Below are 18,404 nucleotides of genomic sequence, written 5' to 3' on the forward strand. Positions count from 1 at the left end.
AAAGAAAAACCCCACCGCCGAAGCGATGGGGTTCTTCTGTGGGTAATCTCCGTCAGCCGGAGACTCGCCCGATCGACAAGCAGAAACTACTTGATGATCTTGGTAACACGTCCCGAACCAACGGTGCGGCCGCCTTCACGGATAGCGAAGCCGAGGCCCTCTTCCATAGCGATCGGCTGGATGAGCTCAACGGTCATCTCAGTGTTGTCGCCGGGCATAACCATTTCCGTGCCCTCAGGCAGGGTGATAACGCCGGTAACGTCCGTCGTACGGAAGTAGAACTGCGGGCGGTAGTTCGAGTAGAACGGGTTGTGACGTCCGCCTTCGTCCTTGGAAAGGATGTAGACGTTTGCCTCGAAGTCGGTGTGCGGGGTGATGGAACCCGGCTTGACGACAACCTGGCCACGCTCGACATCGTCGCGCTTGAGGCCACGGAGCAGCAGGCCACAGTTCTCGCCGGCCCATGCTTCGTCGAGCTGCTTGTGGAACATCTCGATACCGGTAACCGTGGTCTTCTGGATCGGGCGGATGCCAACGATCTCGACCTCGGAGTTGATGGCGAGGGTGCCACGCTCGGCGCGGCCCGTAACAACGGTGCCACGGCCGGTGATGGTGAAGACGTCCTCGATCGGCATCAGGAACGGCTTGTCGCGGTCACGTACGGGGTCCGGAACGGACTCGTCGACAGCTGCCATCAGGTCCTGGACGGACTTGACCCAAACCGGGTCGCCTTCCAGGGCCTTGAGACCGGAAACGCGAACGACAGGAGCGTCGTCACCGTCGAAGCCCTGCGAGCTCAGGAGCTCACGAACTTCCATTTCAACGAGGTCGAGGAGTTCCTCGTCCTCAACCATGTCGGACTTGTTCAGTGCGACCAGCAGGTAGGGAACACCAACCTGGCGGGCGAGCAGAACGTGCTCACGGGTCTGAGCCATCGGACCATCGGTTGCAGCAACCACGAGGATTGCGCCGTCCATCTGGGCAGCACCGGTGATCATGTTCTTGATGTAGTCAGCGTGACCCGGGGCGTCAACGTGTGCGTAGTGACGCTTCTCGGTCTGGTACTCCACGTGGGAGATGTTGATGGTAATACCGCGCTGGCGCTCTTCCGGAGCAGAGTCGATGGACGCGAAGTCGCGCTGCTCGTTGAGATCCGGGTACTGGTCGTACAGCACCTTGGAAATGGCGGCAGTCAGCGTCGTCTTACCGTGGTCAACGTGACCAATGGTGCCGATGTTGACGTGCGGCTTAGTCCGCTCGAACTTTGCCTTTGCCACAGGTTCCTCCTAGAACGATTTCAAGTGACGTGCTCCTCGGCCGCGCTTTTCGCGGCAGAAACTCTAGCAAGTCTACTTGGGGGCTTGGTTTTGGTGAAATTTCAGATTCAGGAACCAATACTAGTTCCTGGAGTCTGTTCGCGCAGGGGCCGGGCCACGACCTTCGCCGTGGCCCCGCCACTCGCGCTGAGATGCCTTCCCGGGTACCGGAATTGCATCCGCTACCGGGTGATTACTCGCCGCGGGTCTTCTGGATGATCTCGTCGGCTACTGCCTTCGGGACCTCCGCGTAGCTGTCGAACGTCATCGAGTACACAGCACGGCCCTGGGTCTTGGACCGCAGGTCGCCGATGTAGCCGAACATTTCGGACAGCGGAACGTTCGCACGAACAACCTTCACGCCTGCAGCATCTTCCATGGACTGGATCATGCCACGGCGGGAGTTGAGGTCGCCGATCACGTCACCCATGTATTCCTCAGGGGTACGGACCTCGACGGCCATCAGGGGTTCGAGCAAGACAGGGTTGGCCTTGCGGGCACCCTCCTTGAACACCTGGGAGCCGGCGATCTTGAACGCCATTTCAGAGGAGTCGACATCGTGGTAAGCACCGTCGAGCAGGATCGCCTTGACGCCCACCATCGGGTAGCCGGCCAGGATACCGAACTGCATGGCGTCCTGGATACCAGCGTCAACGGAGGGGATGTATTCACGCGGAATACGGCCACCGGTGACCTTGTTTTCGAACTCGTAGAAGGTGCCGTCCGTGGTTTCCAAGGGCTCGAAGGAGACCTGGACCTTTGCGAACTGACCCGAACCACCAGTCTGCTTCTTGTGGGTGAAGTCAACCTTCTCCACAGCGCGCTTGATGGTTTCGCGGTAAGCAACCTGCGGCTTGCCGACGTTGGCCTCAACCTTGAATTCGCGGCGCATACGGTCAACGAGGATGTCGAGGTGGAGTTCACCCATACCCGCGATAACAGTCTGGCCGGTTTCTTCGTTGAGGGAGACCTGGAAGGTCGGGTCCTCAGCGGAGAGCTTCTGGATAGCCGTGGAGAGCTTCTCCTGGTCACCCTTGGTGTTCGGCTCGATCGCAACAGAGATCACGGGCTCCGGGAAGCTCATGGACTCGAGGACGATCTGGTTGGCGGGATCGCAGAGGGTGTCACCGGTGGTGGTGTCCTTCAGGCCGATCGCAGCGTAGATGTGGCCGGCGGTAGCGCCCTCAACAGGCATTTCCTTGTTGGCGTGCATCTGGAAGAGCTTGCCGATACGTTCCTTCTTGCCCTTGGTGGAGTTGACCACCTGCGCACCGGAATCAACGTGACCGGAGTACACGCGGATGAAGGTGAGCTGGCCGAAGAACGGGTGGGCAGCAATCTTGAACGCAAGAGCGGAGAACGGCTCGTCAGCGGAAGGCTTACGGGTCAGTTCCTTCTCTTCGTCGCGGGGATCGTGACCGATCATCGCCGGAACGTCGAGCGGGTTCGGCAGGAAGTCCACGACGGCGTCGAGCATCGGCTGGACACCGCGGTTCTTGAAAGCAGAACCACAGAAGACCGGGTAGAGCTCGGAGTTGATGGTCATCTTGCGGATGCCGGCCTTGAGCTCCTCGAGGGTGAGTTCTTCACCTTCGAGGTACTTCTCCATGAGTTCCTCGGAAGCTTCGGCAACAGTCTCAACGAGCTGTGCGCGGTATTCCTCGGCCTTTTCCTTGAGGTCGGCAGGAATTTCCTGAACCTCGTAGGAAGCACCCATGGTCACGTCGCCCTTGGCGTCGCCCGGCCAAACCAGTGCGCGCATTTCAAGGAGGTCGACGACGCCAACGAAGTCGTTCTCGGCGCCGATCGGCAGCTGCATGACCAGCGGCTTGGCACCGAGGCGGGAGATGATGGTGTCTACGGTGAAGTAGAAGTCAGCGCCCAGCTTGTCCATCTTGTTGACGAAGCAGATACGCGGAACGTTGTACTTGTCAGCCTGGCGCCAAACAGTCTCGGACTGCGGCTCCACGCCTTCCTTGCCGTCGAACACTGCAACTGCACCGTCGAGGACGCGCAGGGAGCGCTCAACCTCAACCGTGAAGTCCACGTGGCCCGGGGTGTCGATGATGTTGATCTGGTTCTTGTTCCAGAAACAGGTCACGGCCGCGGACGTGATGGTGATGCCGCGTTCCTTTTCCTGTTCCATCCAGTCGGTCGTCGAAGCACCGTCGTGCGTTTCGCCGATCTTGTGGTTCACACCCGTGTAGAACAGGATGCGCTCGGTAGTGGTGGTCTTGCCGGCATCGATGTGGGCCATGATGCCGATATTGCGGACCTTGTTAAGGTCGGTAAGCACGTCCTGTGCCACGGGGTCTCCCTTTCGGATGGACTGCACGTCCGCCGCCGGCTCGGTGGAGCCGGCGGCGTCCGGGAAGTTTTACCAGCGGTAGTGTGCGAAGGCCTTGTTGGACTCGGCCATCTTGTGAGTGTCTTCGCGACGCTTGACAGCGGCACCGAGACCGTTCGAGGCATCCAGGATTTCGTTCTGGAGGCGCTCGGTCATCGTCTTTTCGCGGCGGGCCTTGGAGTAGCCCACGAGCCAACGCAGCGCGAGGGCGGTGGAGCGACCCGGCTTGACCTCAACCGGAACCTGGTAGGTGGCGCCACCAACACGGCGGGAGCGCACTTCCAGGGAAGGCTTGACGTTGTCCATGGCCTTCTTCAGGGCTGCGACGGGGTCGCCGCCCGTCTTGGCGCGGGCACCTTCGAGTGCACCGTAAACGATGCGCTCTGCGGTGGACTTCTTGCCGTCAATCAGGACCTTGTTGATCAGCTGGGTGACCAACGGGGAGCCGTAGACGGGATCTGAAACGAGCGGCCGCTTCGGGGCCGGACCCTTGCGAGGCATATTACTTCTTCTCCATCTTTGCGCCGTAGCGGCTGCGGGCCTGCTTGCGGTTCTTGACACCCTGGGTGTCGAGGGCGCCGCGGACGATCTTGTAGCGGACACCCGGGAGGTCCTTCACACGACCACCACGGACGAGCACGATGGAGTGCTCCTGCAGGTTGTGGCCAACGCCGGGGATGTAGGCGGTAACTTCCACGCCACCGTTAAGGCGCACACGTGCGACCTTACGAAGGGCCGAGTTCGGCTTCTTCGGAGTGGTGGTGTAGACGCGGGTGCAAACACCGCGGCGCATCGGGCTGCCCTTCAGCGCGGGAGCCTTGGTCTTGGAGACCTTCGGCGTGCGGCCCTTGCGGACCAGCTGGTTAATCGTAGGCACTTTCGTGTTCTCCGTTGTTTGATCTCTGCCCCCACGCACAGGCGCCAGCCGGTGCACATGTGGGAACTTTGGCGTTGCTCATGCGGCCGGCCGGAACTTCCGGTAGGCGTGCAAAAGTGCGGCATTCGTTGCGCAAGTTGCCCGCAACCCGGAAACAGACTCCACACCCAACACCATGAGAACAAAACCAAAATGATGCTGCGGCGGCCTTCATCCACTGCCACACAGAACAATTACATAAAGTCTAGCACGGCTTGATCTCACGCCTTAATCGGGTGTATGGAGGACGACGGCGGAAGCCGGGTGCCGCCGTCGTCCTCCACTCCCCCGCGTTGCGGCGGAGCGGCCGTTAACGCGCCTGGCCCCGCACTCCGAAGAATGCGGGGCCCGGCGTTCAGTCAATAACTAACGCTGCAATCAGCGGAAGTCGTTGCCGAGGTCGTAGTCATCCAGCGGGATGGCGTGGAACTCGGGGGCACCGTCCCCACCCAGGGCGTCATAGGAGAAGTCGGTGAAAGCGCTGGGGCCCGTGAACAGGCTTGCCTTTGCTTCTTCCGTCGGCTCCACACTGACCTGCGTGTAGCGCGGCAGACCCGTACCAGCCGGGATGAGCTTACCGATGATGACGTTTTCCTTGAGGCCGAGCAGCGGATCGCTCTTGCCTTCCATGGCCGCCTGCGTCAGGACGCGGGTGGTCTCCTGGAAGGAAGCTGCGGACAGCCAGGACTCGGTGGCCAAGGAAGCCTTGGTGATACCCATGAGTTCCGGACGACCGGAAGCCGGTGCCTTGCCCTCGGACACGACGCGGCGGTTCTCTTCCTCGAAGCGCGTGCGCTCTGCCAGTTCACCCGGCAGGAGGTCGGAGTCACCGGACTCGATGACCGTAACGCGGCGCAGCATCTGGCGGACGATAACCTCGACGTGCTTGTCGTGGATACCAATACCCTGGCTGCGGTACACACCCTGCACTTCGTCCACAAGGAACTTCTGTGCTGCACGCGGACCCATGATGCGCAGAACCTGCTTCGGGTCCACCGGACCGTTGATCAGCTTCTGGCCGACGCTCACGTGGTCGCCGTCTTCGATGAGGAGGCGGGACCGGCGCAGTACCGGGTAGGCGATCTCTTCGGAACCGTCGTCCGGAGTGATCACAAGGCGCATCTGGCGCTCGGACTCTTCGATGGTGATGCGGCCGGCTGCTTCCGCAATCGGTGCCACACCCTTCGGAGTACGGGCTTCGAACAGTTCCTGGATACGGGGCAGACCCTGGGTGATGTCGTCGCCACCACCTGCGGATACAGCACCACCGGTGTGGAACGTACGCATGGTCAGCTGGGTACCGGGCTCACCGATCGACTGTGCGGCAATGATGCCGACGGCCTCTCCGATGTCCACGGTCTTGCCGGTTGCCAGCGAACGGCCGTAGCACAGGGCACAAGTGCCGACCTTGGACTCACAGGTGAGAACGGAGCGGACCTTGACCTCGGTGATGCCGGCTGCAAGCAGCTGGCCGATCACGACGTCGCCGCAGTCGGTGCCGGCCGGTGCCAGGACGTTGCCCTGGGCATCGACGACGTCGACAGCCAGCGTACGTGCGTAGGCGCTGTTCTCGACGTTCTCGTCCAGGACCAACTCGCCGTTGGAGTCCGGAACTGCGATCGGCGTGACCAGGCCGCGCTCGGTACCACAGTCCTCTTCGCGGACGATGACATCCTGCGAGACGTCCACCAGACGACGGGTCAGGTAACCCGAGTTGGCGGTACGGAGAGCGGTATCGGCCAGACCCTTACGGGCACCGTGCGTGGCGATGAAGTATTCCAGCACCGACAGGCCCTCACGGTAGGAGGACTTGATCGGACGCGGGATGATTTCACCCTTCGGGTTGGCCACAAGACCACGGATACCCGCGATCTGGCGGACCTGCATCCAGTTACCACGTGCCCCGGAGGACACCATGCGGTTGATGGTGTTCATCGGGGACAGGCTGTCGCGCATCGCCTGGGCGATCTCGTTGGTTGCCTTGTTCCAGATCTCGATCAGTTCCTGGCGACGCTCGTCGTCGTCGATCAGGCCCTTGTCGTACTGGCCCTGGATCTTGGCAGCCATGTTCTCGTAACCGGCAAGGATGCCCGGCTTGGTGTCCGGAACCTCGATGTCGGAGATGGCCACGGTGACGCCCGAGCGGGTAGCCCAGTAGAAACCGGCGTCCTTCAGGTTGTCCAGCGTTGCTGCAGTAACAACCTTCGGGTAGCGCTCTGCGAGGTCGTTGACGATCCGGGACAGTTCGCCCTTGTCCGCAACAGCCTCAACCCAGGGGTAGTCCTCAGGCAGGGTCTGGTTGAAGATGACCTGGCCGAGGGAGGTTTCAACGAGAGCCGGCTGACCGGGCTCCCAACCTTCCGGAGCTTCCCAACCTGCGTAGGGAACGAAGTTCTCCAGACGGATCTTCACCTGGGAGTTCAGGTGCAGTTCGCGGGCATCGTAGGCCATGATGGCTTCCGACACCGAGGAGAACACGCGGCCCTCGCCGGCGGAGCCGACGCGTTTGGTGGTCAGGTGGTACAGGCCGATGATCATATCCTGCGAAGGCAGGGTGACCGGGCGGCCATCGGACGGCTTCAGGATGTTGTTCGAGGACAGCATCAGGATGCGGGCTTCGGCCTGGGCTTCCGGGCTCAGCGGCAGGTGGACTGCCATCTGGTCGCCGTCGAAGTCAGCGTTGAAGGCGCCACAAACCAGCGGGTGAAGCTGAATTGCCTTACCTTCAACAAGCTGCGGTTCGAAGGCCTGGATACCAAGGCGGTGCAGGGTAGGTGCACGGTTGAGCAGCACCGGGTGTTCGGTGATGATCTCTTCCAGCACGTCCCAGACCTGCGGGCGGTAACGCTCGACCATGCGCTTTGCCGACTTGATGTTCTGTGCGTGGTTGAGGTCAACCAGGCGCTTCATCACGAACGGCTTGAAGAGCTCCAGGGCCATCTGCTTCGGCAGGCCGCACTGGTGCAGCTTCAGCTGCGGGCCGACGACGATGACCGAACGGCCGGAGTAGTCAACACGCTTACCGAGCAGGTTCTGGCGGAAACGGCCCTGCTTGCCCTTGAGCATGTCGCTCAGGGACTTCAGCGGACGGTTGCCCGGGCCAGTGACGGGACGGCCACGACGGCCGTTATCGAAGAGGCTGTCAACAGCTTCCTGAAGCATGCGCTTCTCGTTGTTGACGATGATCTCCGGAGCACCGAGGTCAAGCAGGCGCTTGAGGCGGTTGTTGCGGTTGATCACACGGCGGTAGAGGTCGTTGAGGTCGGAGGTCGCGAAGCGGCCACCGTCCAGCTGGACCATCGGGCGCAGTTCCGGCGGGATCACCGGGACGGCGTCGAGAACCATGCCGAGCGGGCTGTTGTTCGTGGTGAGGAACGCGTTGACAACCTTGAGGCGCTTCAGGGCGCGGGTCTTGCGCTGGCCCTTGCCGTTCTGGATGACATCGCGCAAGGACTCAGCCTCAGCCTGCATGTCGAAGGTCTCAAGACGCTTCTTGATGGCTTCGGCACCCATGGAGCCCTCGAAGTACATGCCGTAACGGTCACGCAGTTCGCGGTACAGGCCCTCGTCACCTTCGAGGTCGGCGACCTTGAGGTTCTTGAAGCGGTCCCAGACCTGCTCAAGGCGCTCGATGTCGGCGTCGGCGCGCTTGCGGACGTTCGCCATCTGGCGGTCCGCGGAGTCGCGGGCCTTCTTCTTATCCGCACCCTTGGCACCCTCGCCCTCAAGACGGGCAAGCTCGTCTTCAAGGTCGCGGGCGATCTGGGCGATGTCGCTGTCGCGGTTGTCGATCAGCTGCTTCTTCTCGAGGTCGTGCTCGACCTGGAGGTTCGGCAGTTCAGCGTGGCGGTTTTCCTCGTCAACGCTGGTGATCATGTAGGCAGCGAAGTAGATGACCTTCTCGAGGTCCTTCGGAGCCAGGTCCAGGAGGTAGCCAAGGCGCGACGGAACGCCCTTGAAGTACCAGATGTGGGTGACGGGAGCGGCGAGCTCGATGTGGCCCATGCGCTCACGGCGCACCTTGGCGCGGGTGACTTCAACGCCACAACGCTCACAGATGATGCCCTTGAAGCGGACGCGCTTGTACTTGCCGCAGTAGCATTCCCAGTCACGGGAAGGTCCGAAGATCTTCTCGCAGAAAAGACCGTCCTTCTCAGGCTTGAGAGTGCGGTAGTTGATGGTTTCCGGCTTCTTGACCTCACCGTAAGACCAGCCACGGATGTCTTCCGCGGTGGCGAGGCCGATCTGCATGAGGCCGAAGGAGGATTCGCTGGACATATGGTCCCTGTTCTCTCTTGTTCTCTAAATTCTGAAGTCTTGGTTACGGAAAGAGGGAGCTGCCCGGCGGGCGGTGCTGGCACCACCCGCCGGAGCGGCTGCTAGACCTCTTCTACGGAACTGGGCTCTGCGCGAGACAGATCGATGCCCAGTTCTTCCGCAGCCGTGAAGACTGCGTCATCAGAGTCACGCATTTCGATCGTGGTTCCGTCGGTGGAAAGAACTTCCACGTTCAGGCACAACGACTGCATTTCCTTGATCAAGACCTTGAAGGACTCGGGGACGCCAGGCTCGGGGATGTTCTCGCCCTTGACGATGGCTTCGTAGACCTTCACGCGGCCGTGGATGTCATCCGACTTGATCGTGAGGAGTTCCTGAAGGGTGTAAGCGGCGCCGTAAGCTTCGAGCGCCCACACTTCCATTTCACCAAAGCGCTGGCCACCGAACTGTGCCTTACCACCCAGCGGCTGCTGCGTGATCATGGAGTACGGGCCGGTGGAACGCGCGTGGATCTTGTCGTCCACCAGGTGGTGGAGCTTCAGGATGTACATGTAACCCACGGAGATCGGGTCCGGGAACGGCTCGCCGGAACGGCCGTCGAACAGACGCGTCTTGCCGGAGGAGTCGATCAGGCGGTCGCCGTCGCGGGTCACGTTGGTGGAGTCAAGCAGGCCCGTGATTTCCTCTTCGCGGGCGCCGTCGAACACCGGGGTGGCAACGGTGGTCTGGCCGGTTTCACGAGGCAGGTTCGGGAGGTTCTTGACCCACTCCGGCTCGCCTTCGATCTTCCAACCGGTCTTGGCAACCCAACCGAGGTGGGTTTCCAGGACCTGGCCGACGTTCATACGGCCCGGAACACCAAGCGGGTTCAGGACGATGTCCACCGGGGTACCGTCTGCAAGGAAGGGCATGTCCTCGACCGGGAGGATCTTGGAGATAACACCCTTGTTGCCGTGGCGGCCGGCGAGCTTGTCACCGTCGGTGATCTTGCGCTTGGCTGCAACGTAGACGCGGACCAGCTGGTTCACGCCCGGGGGCAGTTCGTCGTCGTTGTCGCGGTCGAAGACGCGCACGCCGATGACCGTACCGGACTCGCCGTGGGGCACCTTCAGGGAGGTGTCGCGGACTTCGCGGGACTTCTCACCGAAGATCGCGCGGAGCAGGCGCTCTTCCGGAGTCAGTTCGGTTTCACCCTTCGGGGTGACCTTTCCGACCAGGATGTCGCCTGCCTCAACCTCGGCACCGATGTGGATGATGCCGCGCTCGTCCAGGCCTGCCAGGACTTCCTCGGACACGTTGGGGATGTCACGGGTGATTTCCTCGGCACCAAGTTTGGTGTCGCGGGCATCGATCTCGTGCTCCTCGATGTGGATGGAGGACAGAACGTCTTCAGCGACGATGCGCTGGGACAGGATGATGGCGTCCTCGAAGTTGTGGCCTTCCCATGACATGAATGCCACGAGCAGGTTCTTGCCGAGGGCAAGTTCACCCTGGTCCGTTGCCGGGCCGTCAGCGATGATGCCGCCAACTTCCAGGCGCTGGCCTTCGTTGACCAGGACGCGGTGGTTGTAGCAGTTGCCCTGGTTGGAGCGGGCGAACTTGTTGATGCGGTAGTTGGTTTCCGTGCCGTCGTCATTGAGCATGACAACCAGCTCGGCGGAAACCTCGGTTACCACACCGGCCTTCTTGGCGATGACAACGTCTCCGGCGTCAACAGCTGCGGCGCGCTCCATGCCGGTGCCCACGAACGGAGCCTCGGAACGGACCAGCGGCACAGCCTGGCGCTGCATGTTGGCACCCATGAGTGCGCGGTTGGCGTCGTCGTGCTCGAGGAACGGGATCAGGGCCGTTGCCACGGACACCATCTGGCGCGGGGAAACGTCCATGTACTGGACATCCTCGGCGGGAACCAGCACGGGCTCGCCTCCACCACCACGGGCACGGACAAGAACGGTCTCTTCGGAGAAGCGCTTGTCTGCATCCAGCGGAGCGTTGGCCTGTGCGATCAGGACCTCGGCCTCGTCATCTGCGGTGAGGTATTCGACGTCGTCGGAAACAACACCGTTGGTGACCTTGCGGTACGGGGTTTCGATGAAGCCGAACGGGTTGATGCGGCCGTAGGAAGCCAACGAACCGATCAGGCCGATGTTCGGGCCTTCAGGAGTTTCGATGGGGCACATACGTCCGTAGTGGGACGGGTGAACGTCACGGACTTCCATGCCTGCGCGGTCACGGGACAGACCACCCGGGCCAAGGGCCGACAGGCGGCGCTTGTGGGTCAAACCCGACAGCGGGTTGTTCTGGTCCATGAACTGCGACAGCTGGGAGGTTCCGAAGAACTCCTTGATGGCTGCAACAACCGGGCGGATGTTGATCAGGGTCTGCGGCGTGATGGCTTCGACATCCTGCGTGGTCATGCGTTCGCGGACGACGCGCTCCATGCGGGACAGGCCGGTGCGGACCTGGTTTTCGATCAGTTCGCCAACGGCGCGGATGCGGCGGTTGCCGAAGTGGTCGATGTCGTCGATCTCGACGCGGAGCTCGTGGTCTTCGCCGTCGCGCTTGCCCATGATGGTCTTCTCGCCGGCGTGCAGCGCAACGAGGAACTTGATCATGGCGACGATGTCTTCAACGTGCAGGACCGAAGCTTCCTTGTCACCAAGGGAGCGGTCGATGCCCAGCTTGCGGTTGATCTTGTAACGGCCAACCTTGGCCAGATCGTAGCGCTTGGGGTTGAAGTACAGGTTGTCCAGCAAGGACTGGGCAGCCTCGACTGTGGGCGGCTCGCCCGGACGCAGCTTGCGGTAGATGTCCAGCAGGGCGTCTTCGCGGGTCTCGGTGGCGTCCTTCTCCAGCGTTGCACGCATGGAGTCGTACTGGCCGAACTCTTCGAGGATCTGGCCTTCGGTCCAGCCAAGGGCCTTCAGCAGGACGGTAACGGACTGCTTGCGCTTACGGTCGAGGCGAACACCGACCTGGTCGCGCTTGTCGATTTCGAGCTCGAACCAAGCACCACGGGACGGGATGATCTTCGCGGTGAAGATGTCCTTGTCACTGGTCTTGTCTGCAGCGCGCTCGAAGTAGGCGCCGGGCGAACGGACCAACTGGGAAACAACAACACGCTCGGTGCCGTTGACGACGAACGTTCCCTTTTCGGTCATGAGCGGGAAGTCGCCCATGAACACGGTCTGCTGCTTGATTTCGCCCGTGTTGTTGTTCATGAACTCGGCCTTGACGTACAAGGGAGCCGAGTAAGTGGCGTCACGGTCTTTGCATTCGGCCATGGTGTACTTCGGATCAGCGAACTCCGGCTCGGAGAAGCTCAGGGACATGGTGCCCTGGAAGTCCTCGATCGGGGAAATCTCTTCGAAGATGTCGGCAAGTCCGGAGGTGGTGGCGACGCTGAGGTCGCCCTCCTCGACAGCCTTCGCCACCCGCGCCTGCCAGCGTTCGTTTCCGACCAGCCAGTCAAAGCTGTCTGTCTGCAGGGCGAGAAGATTCGGAACATCCAGCGGTTCGTGAATCTTTGCGAATGAGAGGCGGCGGGTGGCACCATCGGTGCTTGCCGTGTTAGCGGTTTCGTTATTAGAGGTGCTCGAGGCGACCAAGAGGGATCCTTCCACAGACCTTCAGGCGTTTTCAGATCTCCCCCGTTTGCATCCCGCGGAGTTCTCCGCGGCATACTTAATCCGGTTCCGCTATATGACCCGGACCCAGCCCGCAAAAGGTAAATGCACGCCTTGGACGGCATGCCGATTGACGCAGCTGAGATGTAAAGCCCACCGCTATATGAAGGCTGAAGGTTAACAGGGAAGACGCAAATATCTACGATACGGCAAAGTAGCCTTTCTGTCTACCCCAGATCGTCCGGGATTGCAAGCACCGTTGCTGCAGGCACCAAAGCGAAGGCGCTCCACGGCCCCGGGCAGGTCTTCCGGAAGAGTGGCTTTCCACGCCGGGTTCCTGAGCGCCCGCCGCGCGATAGCCTAGGACGTAATACAACCGGACCGGAAGAGAGACCATGACAAACTCCGACGACAATGACGTTGTCATCCTTGCAGGTTCCCGGACCCCGCAGGGCCGCCTCAACGGGCAGTTGGCGGGCTTCACCGCCGTCGAACTTGGTGCCCACGCGATCAGCGGAGCCCTAACGGCGAGCGGCGTCAAGGCCGAGCAGGTGGACGCCGTCATCATGGGACAGGTATTGCAGGCAGGCGCCGGCCAGAACCCCGCCAGGCAGAGTGCCATAGCCGCAGGAGTTGGCTGGAATATCCCGGCCGTAACCATCAACAAGGTCTGCCTGTCCGGGCTCACGGCGGTCATCGACGCTGCCCGGATGATCCGCGCCGGAGATGCCACGGTAGTTGTGGCCGGCGGACAAGAGTCCATGACGCGTGCTCCGCACCTCCTGCCCGGTTCACGCCAGGGCTGGACCTACGGAGCAGTCCAGGCCCTGGACGTCGCCGCACACGACGGCCTGACGGATGCTTTCGACGGGCAGTCGATGGGACTCTCCACGGAATCGAAGAACGTAACGCTCGGCATTGACCGGCGTGCCCAGGACGAGGTGGCCGCGGCTTCCCACCAACGCGCCGCCGCCGCAGCGGAGGCGGGAATCTTCGACGTCGAAATTGCGCCCCTCAGCGTCAAGCAGCGCAAGGGAGATCCCGTGGTGCTGACCTCGGATGAGGGGATCCGGCCCAACACCACGCTGGAAACGCTCGCCCCGCTCAAGGCCGCCTTCGCCACGGACGGAACCATTACTGCCGGCAACTCCTCTCCCCTGTCCGACGGCGCCTCCGCACTGGTGTTGACCAGTCGCCGCTTCGCCAAGGACAACGGCCTCGAATACCTTGCCGTCGTGGGCAAGCCGGGGCAGGTGGCCGGACCGGACAATTCCCTGCACTCGCAGCCTTCCAACGCCATTGCACAGGCTTTGAAGAAGGCCGGCTGGGCTGCCGAAGACCTGGATTTCATAGAGATCAATGAGGCCTTCGGGTCCGTTGCCGTCCAGTCCCTCAAGGACCTCCAATACCCTCTGGAAAAGTGCAACATCCACGGAGGAGCGATTGCCCTGGGCCACCCCATCGGTGCCTCCGGAGCCCGCCTGGCCCTGCACGCAGCGCATGAGCTCCGACGGAGGGGAACCGGCAAGGCCGCCGTATCCCTGTGCGGCGGCGGAGGCCAAGGCGAAGCCCTCCTCCTGTACCGCGACTAAGGGAGGCCCGGACCATGGCCCACGCCAACGGCGCCCAACGATTCCTGGATGATGCCGCCGCCCGCGGACTGGACGTGGACGTCGTCGAACGTCCGGCAGCCCGCAGCTTGGAAGAAGCGGCGAGCATCCTCGGAATCACTCCCGCTGACATCGTGAAGTCCCTCGTGGTCAAACACAGGGACGGCACGTTCCTTTTCGCGCTCATTCCCGGCGACCGGCAGATCTCATGGCCGAAGCTGCGTGCCTTGGTGGGTGTCAACAAACTCTCGCTGCCGGCTGCGGACGTAGCGCTGGAAGCTACCGGCTACGAACGCGGGACCATCACTCCCCTGGGCAGCACGAACGCCTGGCCTGTCTATGCTGACGCCTCGATCGCGGGCCGCCGGATCTCGATGGGGGCCGGTGCACACGGGCGCAGCGCCTTTGTGGATGCCGACGCGCTGACGGCGGCGCTGAACGCCGTCGTGGCAGACATCAGCGAACCCAATTAGGTCGCATTTGTGCGCGTTCTGAGCCCTCAAAACGCGCACAAATGCGACCTGGTTGGGTGCTTTAACAGCAGGAAGCCCCGCCCGGCGAACCGGACGGGGCTTCCCAAAGCAGAACGAGTTACTTGAGGGTAACCGTTGCGCCAGCTTCTTCGAGCTGAGCCTTTGCCTTCTCTGCGGCTTCCTTGGTGGCGCCTTCGAGAACAGCCTTCGGTGCACCGTCAACCAGGTCCTTGGCTTCCTTGAGGCCGAGGGAGGTGATGGCGCGAACTTCCTTGATCACTGCGATCTTCTTGTCGCCGGCTGCTTCGAGGATGACGTCGAATTCGGTCTTCTCTTCAGCAGCTTCAGCACCGGCGCCGCCGGCAGCCGGGCCTGCAACTGCAACAGCAGCAGCAGTAACTTCGAAGGTCTCTTCGAAGAGCTTGACGAACTCGGAGAGCTCGATGATGGTCAGTTCCTTGAAAGCTTCAATGAGCTCTTCGTTGCTGAGCTTCGCCATGGTGGCGTCCTTCCATTAGGTGGTGCTGGTCCGGAACTTGCCGTTCCGTGCACCGGAGTTTGATTGGGGGGAGAACTTAGTTCTCTTCGGTTGCAGCTTCGGCAGCAGCCGGTGCTTCTTCAGCAGCCGGAGCTTCCTCGCTTGCAGCCTCTTCAGCCGGTGCTTCTTCAGCGGCCGGTGCAGGTGCGCCGCCCTCTTCTTCAAGCTTGAGGCGCAGGGCATCGATGATGCGTGCAGCAGCGGATGCAGGAGCCTTGAGGACACCGGCAACACGTGCAAGCTGGAACTCGCGGGACTCGAGGGCAGCCAGTGCGGCGACACCCTCAGCGTCCAGTGCCTTGCCTTCGAACAGGCCGGTCTTGATGACCAGCTGCTTGTTGGCCTTGGCAAAGTCCGTCAGGCTCTTTGCAGCAGCAACGGCGTCGCCCTTGATGAAGGCGATCGCAGTGGGGCCGGCGAGCTGGCCGTCGAATGCATCGACACCAGCTTCCTTGGCTGCAATGGCGCTCAGGGTGTTCTTGACGACCGAGAACTTGGTGTCCTGGCCGAGAGCAACACGGAGTTCCTTGAGCTGCGCAACAGAGAGCCCACGGTATTCGGTCAGGACAGCCGCAGTCGATTCCTTGAAATCGTTGGTGATCTCTGCAACTGCGGAGACCTTGCTAGGCGTTGTCATAACCCTCCTTCCGGGGAATAAAGCCGGTCTTCCGGGTCCCCGCTCACGAGAGCTAAAACTAAAAACGCCCCGCGCAGATGCACGGGGCTTGGCTCAACACAGCTTTACTGTGGAGACTCAACTCGTTCACCTGCGTTGGCCGCCCTATGTCAGGGTCCTTCGTCAAGAAATTCACCTTGTTCTCACGGGCGTAGCTACAGAGCTGAGCTTTGCTCGAAAGGGTGGATTCCCATCAACCGACGGTCTTTGGTAATTCAAGGTTACGGGAGACGGCATGCGAACTCCAAATCGGCCCCCTAGTCCGATGTGGTCGCCCCGGCCGAGCGGCGCGGCAGTTCCTTTTGCCACAGTCCGGTGACTCCCGCCGTCGTGAATCCCAACTGCTTGTTAACCGTCAGGAGGTATCGGTTCTCCGGCGCGTTCCACGTGTAGATCACCCTGGCGTCCGGGAACTGCTCACTCAGGCGTTCCATGTTGGCCACCTTGATCAGGAGCCCCAGCTTGTTCCCCCGGTGCTCCTGCAGGACCAAGGTGTCATCCTGGAAGACGACGTCCTGGCGGTGGGCCAGAACGCTGATGGTGGTCAGGCCCACCAGCTTCCCGGTGGCAACATGCTCGACGGCGGTAACAACCGTCCGCCTTCCCTGCGCCATGGCTGCGTCTTCCGTTTCCCGCAATACCGCAGCGTCGAAGACCATGCCGGTGTCCGCCCCGGCCGGCTCGTCGTCCTCGTCGTCGCCGTGGACCACTTCGCCGGCTGCGTTCTCCAGCTCCGCCACGCCCTCGAGCAACCGCTCAGGGCAGCGGTCAGTCCAATGGTGCAACGCGTAGCGGCCGGCGTTGGCTTCCTCGGCTTCGGCCTGGAGATCTCCCACCAACTTGGAATCCAGCGGAAGGACACAGGAGCTGAACTGCTCTATGTGCTGCAACGTATAGCCCGCCCGCTGTGCGAAGTCCACCTCACGGCTACTGACAGGAACGAAGCCCGGCCCGGTGCCGGGAATGAGCTGGTCTTCCGGAATCTCGGTCAGGGACGTTGCCGGGTGGTTGGTGTCCACCAAAACCATGGTGCGGCCCTCTGCCCGGGCGAGCTGTTCCGCGGCTTCAAGGAGGTGGCGGCCCACGCCCCTGCGCTGGTATTCGGGCAGGACATCCAAGGTGAATTCGGCCAGGTCGATGTTGTCAACCAATGGCAAGGCGATGTCTATGGTTCCTACGATTTTGCCATCCACTTTGGCGACCAAGATGATCTGGCGTTCGTAGGGATCGGAGAACTCCAGCATTTTCTCCAGCGGCGTGTAGGCGAGGTCGTCACTCCCCCATGTCTGCATCCGCACCCGCCGGGCAACCTCGACGGCGTCGAGGAAGTCCTTGGCGTCCGGGCTGTCCAGGTTGTCGGGAACCCATGCCTGCTCAACCTCGACGGTCTTCGCCTCTTCTAAAGTCATACCAACCGTTTCTGCCATTCGCCTTCAAAGCCGTAAGGTTTGAATCCCAAGGCGATATTAATGGCCAGCATATGCTGGTTTTCACTGGCATTCCATGTCATGACGGACGTACCTGCAGGCCAGGCCAGCACTGCTTTGCGCAGGTTGGCAACTTTCACCAGCATTCCCAAACGGTGTCCCCGATGGACCGGGTCCACGAGGGTGTCCTCCTGGAATATCACCGCCGGCATGGCCTCCCGATGAACCAGCGCGGTATAGGCAGCCAATTCCCCTGAGTCGTTGTGCCGGGCCACGGAAACCAACGCGTCCAAACCGCCCGCACGCCAGGTAGCTTCTTCCTGCCGTACCCTTGCCGCATCCCATGCTTCGCCTTCCCACCCCAGTCCGGCGATGGGAACTTCCGTGCTCATAAGGCTCTTGAGCCGCGCATAGGCTTCAACAAACTCATCCGGGCAACGATCCGACCACGTGATGACACTGTAAGCCGTGGAACGGGACCGGGCGTCCGCCTCCAGGGCGTCGATCTGCGTCGCGTCAAAGGGCAGCGCCAGGCTGCTGTTGGTCTCCACCTGTTCCAGCGAGTAGCCGCAGTGAACGGCGAAGCGGGTTGAGGCGCTGTCCCGGGGCACACCGCCACTGCCTGATGCGGCTTCCAATAGAGGCACGCCCGCCAGCACGGGCGCGATTGGCTCACCGCAGTAACCGTCGAAGGAACTCCGGTCACGGTCTTGGGCCACGCCCTCCAATACCCCCAGGATCACCAACCCGAAACCGCGGCGACGAAAAGGTGCGTCCACCAGGACGTGTATGCCCGCCGTCGTCGTATTTTCGCTCAAGGGAAGCGTCAACGTGCCGCAGCCGACAATCCGCCCCTCGAGACGTGCCACGTAGACGTGACGTTCTTCGTATTCGTTTCCCTGCCAGAAGGCTATGTCCTCCTCAAGGGTGGCGGCCCGGTCCGCAGTGCCCCACAGGGCCAGTTCGTGGCGTACGCCCAGTTCATGGAAGGCCCTGAAGTCCGGAGTGACGCGCGCCCCGGGACCGTCCGGGGCGTTGATCCGCTCCACGGTTGGTCCCGCGTTGTTTAATTCGCCGCTGTTCATAAGGTTCGACGACGCCACGCCCCACAGCCTAGGTGTAGGGCCCGCGGTCAGGCGGTACAAGACCCCGCCCGGGACGCCGAAGTCGGGCCCTTCGTTACACCGGGCAGGAATG

12 protein-coding genes are annotated in these 18,404 nt (G+C 61.9%); 2 read left to right on the forward strand and 10 right to left on the reverse strand.

Translation table 11 applies throughout. The annotated features are described in order from the left end of the window. Positions 1 to 86: 86 nt before the first annotated feature. The 6 genes from tuf to rpoB form a co-directional block, all read right to left on the reverse strand. Positions 87 to 1,277 (reverse strand): elongation factor Tu, encoded by a 1,191-nt coding sequence (tuf, locus tag OCL88_RS05570; RefSeq protein WP_021472401.1) that lies wholly within the window; start codon positions 1,275 to 1,277, stop codon positions 87 to 89. A gap of 232 nt (positions 1,278 to 1,509) precedes the next feature. Then, complete coding sequence (gene fusA / locus OCL88_RS05575) at positions 1,510 to 3,624, reverse strand: elongation factor G (protein ID WP_166183604.1); 2,115 nt, start codon at positions 3,622 to 3,624, stop codon at positions 1,510 to 1,512. 69 nt (positions 3,625 to 3,693) lie between these two features. Beyond that, entirely contained in the window at positions 3,694 to 4,164 is a 471-nt protein-coding gene (gene rpsG, locus OCL88_RS05580; RefSeq protein ID WP_021472399.1) for a 30S ribosomal protein S7, read from the reverse strand. 1 nt (position 4,165) lies between these two features. Beyond that, the gene (gene rpsL / locus OCL88_RS05585; RefSeq protein ID WP_009358312.1) at positions 4,166 to 4,540 is read right to left on the reverse strand and encodes a 30S ribosomal protein S12; all 375 of its coding nucleotides are present in this window, start codon (positions 4,538 to 4,540) and stop codon (positions 4,166 to 4,168) included. Positions 4,541 to 4,957: 417 nt separating this feature from the next. Further along, positions 4,958 to 8,857, reverse strand: coding sequence for a DNA-directed RNA polymerase subunit beta' (locus OCL88_RS05590; RefSeq protein WP_264961860.1), 3,900 nt, complete (start codon positions 8,855 to 8,857; stop codon positions 4,958 to 4,960). Positions 8,858 to 8,958: 101 nt separating this feature from the next. Beyond that, positions 8,959 to 12,465, reverse strand: coding sequence for a DNA-directed RNA polymerase subunit beta (rpoB, locus tag OCL88_RS05595; protein WP_031216553.1), 3,507 nt, complete (start codon positions 12,463 to 12,465; stop codon positions 8,959 to 8,961). Between the two features lie 413 nt (positions 12,466 to 12,878). On the opposite strand from rpoB, the gene OCL88_RS05600 reads away from it, so the two are divergent. Together OCL88_RS05600 and OCL88_RS05605 are read left to right on the forward strand one after the other, a co-directional pair. Then, positions 12,879 to 14,075 (forward strand): acetyl-CoA C-acetyltransferase, encoded by a 1,197-nt coding sequence (locus OCL88_RS05600; protein WP_166183608.1) that lies wholly within the window; start codon positions 12,879 to 12,881, stop codon positions 14,073 to 14,075. Positions 14,076 to 14,089: 14 nt separating this feature from the next. Next, a complete protein-coding gene (locus tag OCL88_RS05605) occupies positions 14,090 to 14,566 on the forward strand; it encodes an aminoacyl-tRNA deacylase (protein ID WP_264961861.1) in 477 nt (158 codons plus the stop codon). Between the two features lie 118 nt (positions 14,567 to 14,684). Here the strand turns inward: OCL88_RS05605 and rplL are convergent, their stop codons facing one another. The 4 genes from rplL to OCL88_RS05625 form a co-directional block, all read right to left on the reverse strand. Beyond that, positions 14,685 to 15,065, reverse strand: coding sequence for a 50S ribosomal protein L7/L12 (gene rplL, locus OCL88_RS05610; protein ID WP_166183612.1), 381 nt, complete (start codon positions 15,063 to 15,065; stop codon positions 14,685 to 14,687). Between the two features lie 76 nt (positions 15,066 to 15,141). Continuing rightward, a complete protein-coding gene (gene rplJ / locus OCL88_RS05615) occupies positions 15,142 to 15,741 on the reverse strand; it encodes a 50S ribosomal protein L10 (protein ID WP_166183614.1) in 600 nt (199 codons plus the stop codon). Positions 15,742 to 16,037: 296 nt separating this feature from the next. Next, complete coding sequence (locus tag OCL88_RS05620; RefSeq protein WP_264961862.1) at positions 16,038 to 17,207, reverse strand: GNAT family N-acetyltransferase; 1,170 nt, start codon at positions 17,205 to 17,207, stop codon at positions 16,038 to 16,040. Beyond that, positions 17,186 to 18,310 carry a GNAT family N-acetyltransferase gene (locus OCL88_RS05625; RefSeq protein WP_264961863.1) on the reverse strand — a complete coding sequence of 375 codons (1,125 nt, stop codon included), beginning with the start codon at positions 18,308 to 18,310 and terminating at the stop codon, positions 17,186 to 17,188. Before OCL88_RS05625 ends, OCL88_RS05620 begins: the two co-directional genes overlap by 22 nt. Between the last annotated feature and the right edge of the window lie 94 nt (positions 18,311 to 18,404).

Source organism: Paenarthrobacter sp. PAE-2, from assembly GCF_026013155.1.
Lineage (GTDB): Bacteria > Actinomycetota > Actinomycetes > Actinomycetales > Micrococcaceae > Arthrobacter > Arthrobacter ureafaciens.